A 13,436-nucleotide genomic window follows, 5' to 3' on the forward strand; every position below is an offset into this window, starting at 1 on the left:
TGGCGTGACTGGCAGGCTCGATTATGGCACTCGCCCCACCCGCGGCCCAGCGGACGCATCGGCGGGGCAGCCCGTTCCGCTCAGGACGGCTCGCCCGACGATTCGACGTCGATCCCGAGTTCGGTCGCCATCCGCTGAACGAGCGCGCTGAGGCGGGTGACTTCGTCCGCGAGGCGCTTCTGTTCGGCCTTCAGCGCCTCGAATTCCGACGGCGGCACGGAATCCGCGCCGCCCGCGTCCGGCCCCGCGATGTCGCTTGCACTCACTTCGCCGCACATCAGATGCATCCAGCGGTTCTCGCGCGCGCCGGGCGCACGCGTGAGCCGGACGACGAGCGGCGGCTGGCGCGTCGCCAGCTCGTCCAGGAACGCCTCGACCGACGAGATATCGGCGAAGCCGTGCAGGCGCGCGGTGTTCAGGCGCAGCTCGGCGGCCGTTTGCGGGCCGCGCAGCAACAGGATCGTCAGCAGCGCGATCGCCTGGCTCGGGATGCCGAGGACGCGGTTCACGTTGTGCTCGAAGCGCGGCACGCGGCTGCTGCTGCCTTCCATCACGAGGCTCAGGTGCTTCAGCGCGTCGATCGCAGTCGTCACCTCGGCCTCGGTGACGTTCATCACCGGCAAGCGCGCGGTTTTCTGGTTGCAGCCAGCGGTCAGCGCATTGAGCGACAGCGGGTACGTGTCGGGCACAGTGTGCTGTTTCTCGACCAGCACACCGAGGATGCGCGCCTCGAGCGGCGTCAGTTCACGGAGTGGGCGTGGCGTAGGAGTATCCGGCGTGGTGTTCATGAGTCGGGTGGCGTCGCGGCAAGCTGCGGGTGAAGGGGATGCGGATCGCGGCCCGCCGGCTGCGCCGAGCGGGTCGAGCCATATGATAGCCGGTGCGGCGGCAGTGGAGATTGGACACGTCGACGCACGGCGTCGGCATCGGCGCCAGCACCAGCGTTTGCGCGACGCGAACGCCGGCGCTACGATACCGCTTCATTCGCATGTTTGCGGTGCGTTGCAGCAAGCATTTCCAGCAAGCCGGCTGCCACGATCGGTCCTCCGTCACGTCGCCCGCACTGCCCGACGAACACGGACGGCCGACGCTTGCCAGGATCGCCCGCATGCCGCGCCTCAAGCACGCACACCGCCGTCCACTCCCGTCCGCTTTTCCGCCGCCATGGTCAACACGCCCACACTTTCCCCGAACGTCCGCGCGATCGTCACCGGTCACACGCGCGGCCTCGGCGCCGCGCTCGCCGCGCTATTGCTGCAGCGGGGCATCGCCGTACTCGGCCTGTCGCGCAGCCGTCATCCGTCGCTCGGCACACAGGCCGGCGATCGCTTCGCCGAAGTCGAACTCGACCTGTCGGACCCGGCGCGCGTCGAAGCGTGGCTGGCCGGCGATGCGCTGCGCCGCTTCGTCGACGGCGCATCGACCGTGCTGCTCTTCAACAACGCCGGCACCGTCGAGCCGATCGGTCCGCTCGACGCGCAGGACCCGGCGGCGATCGCGCGCGCAGTCAGCCTGAACGTAGCGACGCCGCTGATGCTGTCGGCCGCGCTCGCGAAGGCCGCGGCCGATACCGCCGAGCGCCGCGTCCTGCACGTATCGAGCGGCGCGGCGCGCAATGCGTACGCGGGCTGGAGCATCTACTGCGCGACCAAGGCTGCGCTCGACCATCACGCGCGCGCGGTCGCGCTGGACGCGACACGCGGACTGCGGATCTGCAGCGTCGCGCCGGGTGTCGTGGATACGGGCATGCAGGCGACGATCCGCTCGACCAGCACCGACAATTTCCCGCTGCGCGACAAGTTCGACCAGTTGAAGGCGAGCGGCGCGCTCGCGACGCCGGACGCCGCCGCGCGACAGCTGATCGACTACGCGCTCTCCGACGCGTTCGGGGCGGTGCCGACCGCGGATGTGCGCGAATTGCCGGCAGGTTGATCCGGATGCGCGGCATACGCCCTCCTTCAGGGCTTTCAGGGGCTTCAGGACATTCAGGCGGGCGAGGATGCCAACCGATATAGAATCCCCCGATCACGTTCCCCCGAAGGATTCCCCGATGGTCAAGAAGACCACCGCGCCGTTCCAGCAGATCAAGACGCGCGTTCGCGAGAAGATCGAATCCGGCGACTGGCATCCGGGGGACCGCATTCCGTCCGAGCTCGATCTCGCCGCGCAGTTCGGCGTCGCGCGCATGACGGTAAATCGCGCGCTGCGCGAACTGACCGAGGAAGGCGCACTGAAGCGCATCGCGGGCGTCGGCACGTTCGTCGCCGAGCACAAGCCGCAATCGAACCTGCTGATGATTGCGCACATTCGCGACGAGATTCGCGCGCGCGGCCACGAATACCGTTGCCGCGTGCTCAGCAAGTCGCGCGAGCCCGCGTCGTTCGACGTCGCGGCCGCGTTCGGCCTGCCGGTCAACACGCCGGTGTTTCACGTCGTCTGCGTGCATGAGGAGAACGGCCGGCCGATCCAGCTCGAGGATCGCTACGTGAATCCCGCCGCCGCGCCCGGCTTCATCGACCAGGACTTCCAGACCGAGCCGCCGTCCGAGTACCTGTACAACAATGTGTCGCACTACGAACTGGAGATCGAGCACGTGGTCGATGCGTCGCTGCCGTCGGGCGAGCAGGCGCAGCTGCTCGACATGCGCGCCGGCGAACCGTGCCTGACGCTCACGCGCCGCACCTGGACCAACGGCCTGCCCGTCACGTTCGTGCACTTCCTGCATCCGGGCAACCGCTACCGGCTCGGTTCGCGCTTCAAGCCAGGCGCGGGGCGCCGGCAGGCGTAACGCGCACGGTGCATTCAGCGCGGTGCGTTCAGAGTGCAGCCACCTGCCCCGCGCCCTTCGACCACACGACCGGGAACAACGGATGCGCGAGCGGCCCGCCGTCCGGCAGCTCGTCGGCGAGGCCGGGGAAATCCGGCGACGTCTTCCAGCGCCGCGGCGCGTGGCGAACATCGTCGCCGACGAAGCGGATCGAAAACGCGCGCCGGCGGTGCTGCGTGCCGCCCGACGCATGCAGTGTCAGCATCCGGAAGCACACCATGTCGCCCGGCTCGAGCGCCCAGTGCCGGATCGGAAACGCGGCACGATCCCCTTCGATATCCGGAAGATCGGCGAGGCTGCCTTCCGGAAACCACTTCGCTTCCTTGTCCATGAACGTGCGCGGCATCAGCCACGGGCCGCGGTGCGACCCGGCGACGAATTCCAGCGTCGATTCGAGCGGCACCGGATCAACCGGAATCCACATGCTGACGTTGTCGTCGCCTTCGATGTTGTAGTAAGGCTGATCCTGGTGCCACGGCGTGCGTTGCCGCGTGCCGGGCTCCTTGACGAGCAGGTGGTCGTGATGGAGCCGCACCGCGTCGCCCCCCATCAGCGCCGCCGCGACGGACGGCGCGGGCGACCGGACGATGAAATCACGATACGCTTCGTTGTGCTGCCAGTTGCAGAAATCCTCGAAGAACCAGCCCGGATCGTCGGGCCGGCTCGCGACCTTCGAACGCGCGCTCGGCTGCGCGAGGTTCGTATCGATGCCGGCCTTCAGCGTCGCGATCTCGTCCGGCGAGAAAATGCCCTTGATGCATACCGCGCCTTCCGCGCGAAACGCGTCGATCAGCTCGGGCGTGACGGCCTTCGCGACGCGGTCTCGGATACTCATGGTCATGGCTTGCCTGTCGGTGGGGGGTTAAATCACGGGATACGGGATACGGGTTCGCGACATCACGGCTTCACGCCGTAGATGTCGAAATCGAAGTACCTGGCTGCGATCTTCTGATACGTGCCGTTCGCGCGGATCGCGGCGATCGCGGCGTTCAGGCGGTTCTTCAGGTCGGCGTCGCCCTTGCGCAGCCCCATCGCGACACCGTAGCCCGTGATGCGCACGTCCGTCACGTCGGGGCCGGCGAACGCGAAGCCCTTGCCGCGCGGCGTCTTGAGGAACGAATAGCCGGCCTGCGTCTTGTCCTGGAACGTCGCGTCGAGGCGGCCGTTGACGAGATCCTGGTACACCTGATCCTGGTTCTGGTACGACACGATCGTCACGCCCTTCGGCGCCCATTCGGCCTTCGCATACGCCTCCTGCGTCGTGCCCTGGTCGATGCCGATGCGCTTGCCCGCGAGCGACGCCACGGTCGGCAGCAGCTTCGAGCCGGCCGGCGCGACGAGCGCGCCCGGCGACGCGTACAGCTTGTTCGAGAAGTCGATCTGCTTGAGCCGCTCGTCGGTGGCCGTCATCGCCGACATGATCACGTCGAACTTGCGCGCGCGCAGCGCCGGAATCATCCCGTCGAAACCCTGCTCGACCCACACGCATTTCGCATGCAGCTGCTCGCAGATCGCATTGCGCAGGTCGATGTCGAAGCCGGCGAGCGCGCCGTCCGGCTGCTTCGCCTCGAACGGCGGATACGTGGGATCGATACCCCAGCGGATCGTCGTCGTGTCCTGGGCGAACGAGACGAGCGGCGCGAACGCCAGCGCGGTAACGAGAAGCTTTGCAGTCCGGTTCATCGCATTTCCTTCGAAGTCTCGACGCGGCGGGCGGCCGCCCTGGCGTCCGGTGGGGAATGCCGCACCGATTGGCCGGCGCGGCATGCGAGCATGCTTGTTTTCCGATGAAGCTGGAATGCAGTCTAGACTGCTATATTTTTGAGCGCAAGCGGTGGAGAGTCGGGGTGGACCGGGTACTGGCTCGGATGGACGCGCACCACGCGAAGGCGGCGGAAGGCAGGCCTATGTATGCGATATTTCCCGGTAATTGCAGGGAATTGTTGGCGTTTACCCCGCGCGACGCATGCACGCCACAGAGTCTCGTTTCCACCGATTTGCCGCGGACGAGGATGTCTATACCGGTCGAATTGGCGAGGTCAACGTCGCGTCCCGAGCGCGGTCCTGACCGGCAGTCTATACCGCGCGCGCGATCGGGCGGCGCAGCGCCTTGCCCTCGTTGATGTAGGATATACTTTACATTCGTGCGCCACCGAGCGTCGGCGGCCGGGAGGTCAACATGCAACTCTACGAGATTGGTCAGGCTGTCGCGAAACGGCGGACGGAGCTCGACCTCACGCAAGCCCAGCTGGCGAAGCTCGCCGGCCTGTCGCGCTTCACCGTCAACCAGCTCGAGACCGGCAAGGTCAAGGATCTCGGCATCAACAAGCTGATTCCGCTGCTGAGCGTGCTCGGCATCGAACTGACTGCCCAGCCGCGGCCGGAACAGAAAGGCCTCTACAAGGCCGCCGTGAGCGCGAATGTGAGCTACAAAGGGGATCTGACCGAGTTCATGCTGGCGGACGCAATGGCGACGGGGCGGATTCCGGAAGGCTATGAATCGCAGCTTTCGGTCGTGCTCGACGAGGTGCCGGTTCCCGTCGTGGTCAAGGCGGCCGAGGAAGCGGCCACACGCTCGGGCACGCCGCTGCGGCAAATCTGGAAGCACCTCGCAGTCTGGTCGAAGGATCTTCACCTTTATCGCGGAGTCTGGGGTTGAACGCGCCTTCGCTGTTCTCGCGCCTCCGATCCCGCTAACGCGCGCCGGCCGCCGCCGCGATCAACGTGAGCGTCATCGCAAGCGACCAGACAATTGCGCCCCGCCTAAGCAACATGCGTCTTCCTCAATCAGTGCCGATGCCGCGTCACGCGGCCAAAAACGCGTGACGCGCGCACCCTTCCACTCCGGACACGCATCGCATCCGCTTCATTCGCCCCGGCGAAACAGCAATTGCCCGTCACGTCCACGCATGTTAAAAATCGTCGCGCGCAGTGAAAAATGAAATGCCCGGATCCACAAAAGTGCAGAAATGAATAGACCCCTGTTCGACCTCGACCTGCTGCGGGCGCTCGTGATGGTCGCCGATTGCGGCAGTTTCACGACGGCGTCCGCGCGGCTGCATTCGACGCAATCGACGGTCAGCCAGAAGGTGCGGCGGCTGGAGGAGATGGCGGGCCACCGGCTGCTCGATCGCGGCACGCGCGACGTGCGGCCGACCGACGCGGGCGTGACGATGCTCAGCTATGCGCGGCGGATGCTCGCGCTCAACGACGAGATGTTCGAGGCGCTGTCGGGCGCGACCGTCGCGGTGACGATCCGGCTCGGCGTGCCCGACGATTTCGCGGCGGGCCGCACCACGCACGCACTCGCGGCATTCAAGCGCGAGCATCCGCAGGTCAAGCTCGAAGTGACATGCGGACTGAGCCGCGACATCAGCGCCGCATACGACCGCGGCGATCTCGATCTCGTGCTGATCAAGCAGCGCCGCGACAGCCGCGAAGCGGTCGCACGCTGGCCGGAGAAGCTGAAATGGATCGACAGCGCGAAGCATCCGTCGATCGATCTCGATCCGGTGCCGATCGTCACGTTTCCGCCGCGCGGGCTGTATCGCGACGACATGATCAAGGCGATCGAGGAGCGCGGCCGACGCTGGCGGATCAGCTTCACGACGTCGAGCCTGAGCGGGATCCAGGCGGCCGTCGCCGACGGGCTCGGCATCAGCGTGCTGCCCGCGCGCGTCGTCACGGCCGAGCACGTCGTGCTGACCGCGAAGCAGGGATTCGCGCCGATCGAGAACATGGACATCGCGATCCTGCACCGGCCGACCGCCGATCCGATGGTCATCGCGCTGACGAAGGCGCTCGCCGCGATGCTGGAGCGCGAGCGGCGGTAAGCCCGGGCGAGCGAGCCTGCGCGCGTCGACTCGGCCCGCCTGCGTTCAGACCAGCGCGCCTTCGCGCGCGACGATCGTCCCCGCCGACACCACGAGCTTGCGCACCGGCCGCGCGACGACCGCCTCCGCGGGCGTCAGCGCGTCGACGAGCACGAGGTCCGCACGGCAGCCGGGCGTCAGCCCGTAATCCGCGAACCCGCAGCCGCGCGCCCCGGCATGCGTCACGCAGTCGAGCGCGAGTTCGAGCGCGTCATCGCGGCGCAAGTCGTTGCGCATGCCGATCAGCATCGCGCGTTCGAGCATGTCGGGCGAACCGTACGGCGTCCACGTATCGCGAATCCCGTCGTTGCCGCCGATGACGGTCACGCCTGCCGCGCGGCATGCCGCCAGCGACGGCACCGCGACCGACGCCGGCGCGGTCGTGACGAGTGCGACGCCGAGATCGGCCATCCGCGCGAGCAGCGCATCGCGCGCGCGCTCGCCGATCTCGCCGAGACAGAACCCGTGGCTGATCGTGACTTTCCCCTGCATCCCGAGCGCGGCCGTGCGCTGCAGGATCAGGTCGAGCGAGAACGCGCCCATCGTCGACGGCTCGTGCAGGTGGAGGTCGAGCCCGCGTCCGAAACGGTCGGCAATCCCGAACAGCACGTCGACCGCCTCGGCCGGATCGCCTTCGATCGCGCACGGATCGAGCCCGCCGAGCAGGTCGGCGCCCGCGCGCAGCGCGTCGGCCAGCAATGCATCGGTGCCGGGCCGCTTGAGCACGCCCGACTGCGGAAACGCGACGATCTGGATTTCCATCTGCCCGCGCAGCGTGTCGCGCGTGGCGAGCACGCCGTGCAGATGGCGCAGCCCCGCGTCGGTGTCGATGTCGACGTGCGTGCGCAGCCGCGTCGTGCCGGCCGCGAGGAACGCGCGCGCAAGCGCGAGCGACTGCGCGCCGGCGTCATGGCCGCTCGTCGCGCGCCAGCGCCGCTCGTTCTCGATGCGGTCGACGAGGCGCGGGCCGACTTCGTTGCGATACCACGGCATCCCCCAGTGCGTCTTGTCGAGGTGCGTGTGGCCTTCGACGAGGCCCGGCAGCACGAGCGCGCCCGCGCCGTCCTCGACCGTGCAGCCGGCCGGCGCATCGAGCGACGGGCCGACTTGCGCGATGCGCTCGCCGTCGATCAGGATGTCGAGCGCGTCGCCGGCGCCCGTGCGGAGATTTCGAATCAGCAGGCTTGTCATGAGCGTGTCCCTTCGTCAGAACGATGCGGGCCGGTAACGGGTAACGGGTAACCGGCAAGCGGCGGCCAGCCTGGCCGCGTCAGCGCGCGAAATGCAGCGCCGGCGTGAGCGGCGCACCTGCGTCGCTTTCGCCGTGCCGCACGACCCAGCGTTCCGCCGGCACGCCCGCGACCGCCGCCGCCGCGTTCGGCGCACGCACCGCGACGAAGGTCGCGCCGCAGCCGACCGCGAGCCCGTAACGGTCGATGCCGATCACGCGTGCACCCGCATGCGTCGCCATGTCGAGCGCGATGCCGAGGTCATCGTCGGCGTAGAAGCCCGAGCGATAGCCGACCAGCATCGCGCGCTGCAGCATGTCGCCGTTGCCGTACGGCCACCACGCGTCGCGGATGTTGTCGTTGCCCGCGAACACGTTCACGCCCGCCGCGCGCAGCTGGCGCACCGGCGGGAACGCGCAATCGCCCGGCGCGTTCGTCAGGATCGCGACGCCGGCTTCGGCGAGCGCCGCGGCCGTGCGCGCGACGTCGTCGGCCGGCACTTCGCCGAGCGCGTACGCATGGCTCACCGCGACGCGTCCGCCGAGCCCCGCCGCGCGCGTGCGGGCCGCGATCCGCAGCAATTGCGCGATGCCGGTCTGCCCCGGCTCGTGCAGGTGGATGTCGAGCTTCGCGCCGCGCTTCTCGGCGATCCCGAACAGGATGTCGAGCTGGCCGTCCGCGTCGCCGTCGAGCGTCGTCGGGTCGATCCCGCCAACCACGTCCGCGCCCTCGCGCACGGCCGCGTCGAGGATCTCCGCGGTGCCCGGGCACGACACGACGCCCGCCTGCGGAAACGCAACCAGCTCGATGTCGACGATTCCGCGCCATTGCTCGCGCGCGGCCATCACCGCGTGCAGGTTCGCGAGGCCGGTCGTCGCGTCGACGTCGACGTGGCTACGCATCGCGACGGTGCCGAACGCGGCCGCCTGCGCGATCAGCGCGTTCGCGCGCTCGACGATCGGCGGCGCGGCCGCGAGCAGCCGCTTCTCGACCGCGAGCCGCTCGCGCAGCGTCGCGACGGTTTCGTGCGGCACCCAGCGATCGCCGACGAAGCTCTTGTCGAGATGGATGTGACCGTCGACGAAGCCGGGCAGCACGACCCGTCCGTCGAGATCGATCGTCTCGACGCCGGGCGCGGGTGCGCAGTCGGCGCCGATCGCGACGAAACGTCCGTCGCTGACGACGAGGTTCACGGGCTGGCCGTCCGCGTCGACGGCGTTGATGAAGATGCGATCAGTCATGGCACTGGGGCTGTGAGGCGGTCGCGACGCCGCGCCGGAACGGACAGGGGGGAAGAACCGCAGCGGGCGCGGGGCAACCGGGAGTGGGGAATCCGGTCACGATATCGGACGCCGGTGCGCGGCGCCAATTAAATGTCGCGATGCCGCGCATTCGATTTCGTGATGCGTGGCGGGCCGTCCGGCCGGCCTTACGGAATCCCCGATTTACGCGGCAACAGACTTTACACGTTGTTACCGGGCCGCTCCGGACGCGCCTGCAGCCATTCCTTATACTCACGCCGAGTTCGCCACCCCGTCCGATGATCCCCTCGGCGAACACGTTGCCGATGCAGGAAACACCATGAAGCGCATGCCCTCCTCGAAGACCGTTCTGTTCGCCTCGCTCGTCGCCGTGGCGGCGCTCCCGCTGACCGCCTGCGTCGCGCCGGGCTATGGCTCGTATGGCGCGCAGGGCTATCCGCAGCAGCAGTACGCGCAGCCCGCGCAGCCAGCGTATTCGCAGCCTGGTTACGTGCAGCAGCCCGCCTATCAGCAACCCGCTTATCCGAACCAGGCGCCGTCTCCGTACGATTCGCAGTACGGCAACCAGCAGTACGGGAACCAGTACGGCACGCAATACGGCACGATCTCGAACATCCGCCCGGTCAGCAGCGCGGCCGCGCCGGCGGGCGTCGCCGGCACCGTGGTCGGCGCGCTGCTCGGCGGCGTGATCGGCAACCAGTTCGGCCGCGGCCACGGCCGCGATGCGGCGACCGTGATCGGCGCACTCGGCGGCGCGGTCGCGGGCAACCAGATCGGCCAGCAGATGGGTGCGCAGCAAGCGCCGAGCAGCTACCGGATCGACGTGCAGGTCAGCGACGGCTCGATGCGCTCGTTCGACGTGCCGACGCCGGGCGACCTGCGGCCGGGCGATCGCGTGCAGATCAACGGCAGCCAGCTGTCGCGGTATTGATTCGACGCGATCGCTGCCGGGCAGCCTGAGCTTTCCCGGCTTCTTCCTGAGCTTTCCTGATCGTTCCGCCTCTCGCCGACGCCCGGCGAATCTTCGTCACACGCGCTCGGCCTCGAGCGCGATCCGCGTCGACTGCGCGGCCGCCTGCAGGTGCAGGGACCGCCGGTAGATCACCGTCAGCACGACGAGCAGCGCACAGCCGACAACCAGCGAGCCGCGCGTCGACGGATCGATGCCGAGCATCACGAACACGAACGCGACGAACGCGAGGCAGATCCACGACGTGACGCGCGCGCACGGCATGCGAAAGCGCGTCGTCACGTCGCGCGCGGCCATCACCTGCCGGAACCGCATGTGGGTCAGGATGATCATCGCCCAGATTACGACCACATCGAACGACAGCACCGACATCAGCCAGCCGAACACGCGCTCCGGAATCACGTAGTTCAGCAGCACGCCGACCGACATGCACAGCACGGTCGCGCCCACCGCACGCGACGGCGAGCCGTGCGCGCCCAGCGTCGCGAACGGCGCCGGCGCGAGGCCGTGTTCCGCGAGGCTCACGAGCATGCGCGCGCCGCTGAACACCACGCAGTTGAAGCTCGACAGCGCGGCCGTCACGACGACGAAGTTGACGACGCCCGCCGCCTGCCGGAGCCCGAGCGACTCGAAGGTCGTCACGAACGGGCTGCCACGCGTGCCGAGCTCGTTCCACGGATAGAGCGCCATGATGATGAACAGCGCGCCGACATAGAAAATCAGGATCCGCCACAGCACCGAGTTGATCGCGCGCGGGATCACCTTCTGCGGCTCGCGCGCCTCGCCTGCAGTAATGCCGATCATCTCGACGCCCGCGAACGAATACGCGACGATCGGCAGTGCACTCACGAGCCCGAGCACGCCATGCGGGAACATGCCGCCGTGGCGCCACAGGTTCGACAGGCCGACCGGCACGCCGTGATGGCCGAGCCCCGTGAACACGATCAGCGCGCCGCCAGCGATCATCAGCAGGATCGTCGCGACCTTGATGAGTGCGAACCAGAACTCCAGCTCGCCGTACACCTTCACGTTGAGCAGGTTGAAGCCGGCGATCGCGACGATCGACGACACGACCCAGAGCCACTGCGGCACGTCCGGAAACCAGAATCCCATGTAGATGCCGACCGCGGTGGTCTCCGCGACACCGACGCCGACCATGAGCATCCAGTAGATCCAGCCGACCAGGTAGCCGGCGAACGGCCCGAGGTATTCGAACGCATACGCGCCGAACGAGCCGGCCACCGGCCGGTGCACGGCCATCTCGCCGAGCGCGCGCATGATCAGGAAAATCATCGCGCCGCCGATCAGGTACGCGACGAGCGCGCCGGGCCCGGCCGTCCTGATCGCGGAAGCCGAGCCGAGGAACAGGCCGACGCCGATGGCCATGCCGAGGGCCATGAACGAGATCTGGCGCGAACTGAGGTCGCGTCGCATCGAGTGCTGTTGCATGTTGTCTCCAAACGTTGATCGTCACGGTCCGCCGGATGGGTCGGCCGTTGGATGGGCAACCGGGATCGTGTCCGCGGTTGCCCCTGCTGCATGCGCGGCGCCGGATTCGGCAACCGCGCAAACCCGCTGCACGCACGGCGCCGGATTCGGCAGCCGTGCAAATCCTCTGCACGCTCGGCGCCGGATTCGGCGGCCTTGCAAACCCGCTGCACGGCGCCGGATTCAGCGGCCGTGCAGGAAGCGCTCGACCCGGAACGGCGTCGGGTCGACGAACGGAGCTGCATCCATCATCAGGTCGGCGATCAGCCGGCCCGTCACGGGGCCGAGCGTGAAGCCGTGATGCGCGTGGCCGAACGCGAACCACAAATCCTTGTGACGCGGCGCCGCGCCAATGACGGGCAGCATGTCCGGCGTGCACGGCCGGCGGCCGAGCCACGGCGCGCCGTCGACACGCGCGCCGAGCGGAAACAGCCCGCGCGCGACCGGTTCGACCGCCGCGAGCTGCGTCGGCGTCGGCGGCGTGTCGCGATAGCCGAGCTCGACACCCGTCGTCAGCCGGATGCCGCGCGTCATCGGCGTGATCAGGAAGCCGCTGTCCGCGTCGAGCACCGGCTGGTTCAGCCGCGCGCCCGGCGCCGCCGCGTAGTGCATGTGATAGCCGCGCTTGACCGCGAGCGGCAACCGGTAGCCGAGCCGCTCGCACAGCAGGTCCGACCACGGGCCGAGCGCGACGACGGCCGCGTGCGCCTCGATCGGGCCGCGCACGGTGTCGACCCGCCAGCCGTTCCCGGCCGTGAGCGTCAGCGCGTCGCCGGTCACGATGCTGCCGCCGAGCCGCTTGAAATGCCGCGCATAGGCGGTGACGAGCGCATGCGGATCGCTGATCGAATCGGATCCCGTGTAGCGCAGCGCGCCGATCAGCGCGGGGCTCAGGAACGGCTCCGCGTCGCGCAGCGCGGCCGCCTCGAGCGCTTCGAACGTCACGCCGTATTCGGCGCGCCAGCGTTCCGCGTTGCGGGTTTCGGCATCACGCGTCGCCGCGTGGCGGAACACCTTGAGCCAGCCGCCCTCGCGCAGCAGCGCATGCGCGCCCGCCGCGTCGATCAGCGCGCGGTGCTCGGTCACGCAGTGCTCGATGAGCGGCGCGTACGCGCGCGCAATCTCCGCATGGCGCGCCGGATGGGAATTTCGCCAGTAGCGGTACAGGAACGGCATCAGCTTCGGCAGCGCGGCGACGTGATAGCGGACGTCGGGCGAGCGGTTGCACGCATACTTGAGCAGCGCGCCGAAGCCGCGTGGAAACGCGTACGGGTACACGCCTTCACGCTGGATCAGCCCGGCGTTGCCGAACGAGGTTTCGTTGCCGGGCGCCTTGCGGTCGACGAGCGCGACCGACAGGCCACGCTGTTGCAGGTGGACGGCCACGGACACGCCGATCATGCCGCCGCCCAGGACGAGCGTATCGAACTTCATGGAGGACTCCTGGATGCGCGCGGCGCCGGTGTCAGGCGAGCGCGATCACGAGCTGGCTCATGCGCGGGCCGGTCTGCAGACGTTTGATTTCACTGGACATGGATTGCACCTTCGATGATCCGGCCACGATGGGCCGGTGGAATGACGGGGGTCGGGGTGTCGTCGCGCGATCCGGCGTCTGAACGGACGGGCCGGACAGGCCGCCTTGCCGCTGGTTTCGTGCCGCCCGATGCTAGAGTTGCCATGACGCCCCACCGATGGCGATTTCGACGAAAATTATCATATACGAGAAAACGAATTCTCGTATACGACAAAACCCGTATTCACGCCGCGCGTGCCCCGCGCCGAGTTTTC

The 13,436-nt window shown here is 68.4% G+C and carries 12 protein-coding genes; 5 read left to right on the forward strand and 7 right to left on the reverse strand.

All coding sequences use genetic code 11. The features are described 5' to 3' along the window. Nucleotides 1-80: 80 nt before the first annotated feature. Entirely contained in the window at nt 81-788 is a 708-nt protein-coding gene (locus tag DID96_RS21045; RefSeq protein ID WP_124601195.1) for a YceH family protein, read from the reverse strand. A 376-nt stretch (nt 789-1,164) separates the two neighbouring features. Here DID96_RS21045 and DID96_RS21050 point away from each other — a divergent pair, with 376 nt between their 5' ends. Together DID96_RS21050 and hutC are read left to right on the forward strand one after the other, a co-directional pair. Continuing rightward, a complete protein-coding gene (locus DID96_RS21050) occupies nt 1,165-1,932 on the forward strand; it encodes an SDR family oxidoreductase (RefSeq protein WP_124601196.1) in 768 nt (255 codons plus the stop codon). Nucleotides 1,933-2,050: 118 nt separating this feature from the next. Beyond that, a complete protein-coding gene (hutC, locus tag DID96_RS21055) occupies nt 2,051-2,788 on the forward strand; it encodes a histidine utilization repressor (protein ID WP_124601197.1) in 738 nt (245 codons plus the stop codon). A gap of 28 nt (nt 2,789-2,816) precedes the next feature. Here the strand turns inward: hutC and DID96_RS21060 are convergent, their stop codons facing one another. Beyond that, nucleotides 2,817-3,668 carry a phytanoyl-CoA dioxygenase family protein gene (locus DID96_RS21060; protein WP_124601198.1) on the reverse strand — a complete coding sequence of 284 codons (852 nt, stop codon included), beginning with the start codon at nt 3,666-3,668 and terminating at the stop codon, nt 2,817-2,819. A gap of 56 nt (nt 3,669-3,724) precedes the next feature. Then, a complete protein-coding gene (locus DID96_RS21065; RefSeq protein ID WP_124601199.1) occupies nt 3,725-4,510 on the reverse strand; it encodes an ABC transporter substrate-binding protein in 786 nt (261 codons plus the stop codon). A 496-nt stretch (nt 4,511-5,006) separates the two neighbouring features. On the opposite strand from DID96_RS21065, the gene DID96_RS21070 reads away from it, so the two are divergent. After that, a complete protein-coding gene (locus DID96_RS21070) occupies nt 5,007-5,486 on the forward strand; it encodes a helix-turn-helix domain-containing protein (RefSeq protein ID WP_124601200.1) in 480 nt (159 codons plus the stop codon). 310 nt (nt 5,487-5,796) lie between these two features. Next, nucleotides 5,797-6,660 carry a LysR family transcriptional regulator gene (locus DID96_RS21075; RefSeq protein ID WP_124601201.1) on the forward strand — a complete coding sequence of 288 codons (864 nt, stop codon included), beginning with the start codon at nt 5,797-5,799 and terminating at the stop codon, nt 6,658-6,660. A 45-nt stretch (nt 6,661-6,705) separates the two neighbouring features. Here the strand turns inward: DID96_RS21075 and DID96_RS21080 are convergent, their stop codons facing one another. Both DID96_RS21080 and DID96_RS21085 read right to left on the reverse strand, forming a co-directional pair. Next, nucleotides 6,706-7,890: an amidohydrolase family protein gene (locus tag DID96_RS21080; protein WP_124601202.1), complete on the reverse strand. Its 1,185-nt coding sequence runs from the start codon at nt 7,888-7,890 to the stop codon at nt 6,706-6,708. 79 nt (nt 7,891-7,969) lie between these two features. Further along, the gene (locus DID96_RS21085) at nt 7,970-9,169 is read right to left on the reverse strand and encodes an amidohydrolase family protein (RefSeq protein ID WP_124601203.1); all 1,200 of its coding nucleotides are present in this window, start codon (nt 9,167-9,169) and stop codon (nt 7,970-7,972) included. Nucleotides 9,170-9,509: 340 nt separating this feature from the next. On the opposite strand from DID96_RS21085, the gene DID96_RS21090 reads away from it, so the two are divergent. Continuing rightward, nucleotides 9,510-10,121, forward strand: coding sequence for a glycine zipper 2TM domain-containing protein (locus tag DID96_RS21090; protein WP_124601204.1), 612 nt, complete (start codon nt 9,510-9,512; stop codon nt 10,119-10,121). Between the two features lie 96 nt (nt 10,122-10,217). Here the strand turns inward: DID96_RS21090 and DID96_RS21095 are convergent, their stop codons facing one another. Continuing rightward, nucleotides 10,218-11,609, reverse strand: coding sequence for an amino acid permease (locus DID96_RS21095; protein WP_124601205.1), 1,392 nt, complete (start codon nt 11,607-11,609; stop codon nt 10,218-10,220). Nucleotides 11,610-11,831: 222 nt separating this feature from the next. Then, entirely contained in the window at nt 11,832-13,082 is a 1,251-nt protein-coding gene (locus tag DID96_RS21100) for an FAD-binding oxidoreductase (RefSeq protein ID WP_124601206.1), read from the reverse strand. Nucleotides 13,083-13,436 lie beyond the last annotated feature (354 nt).

This window comes from Burkholderia sp. Bp8963 (assembly GCF_003854275.1).
GTDB lineage: Bacteria > Pseudomonadota > Gammaproteobacteria > Burkholderiales > Burkholderiaceae > Burkholderia.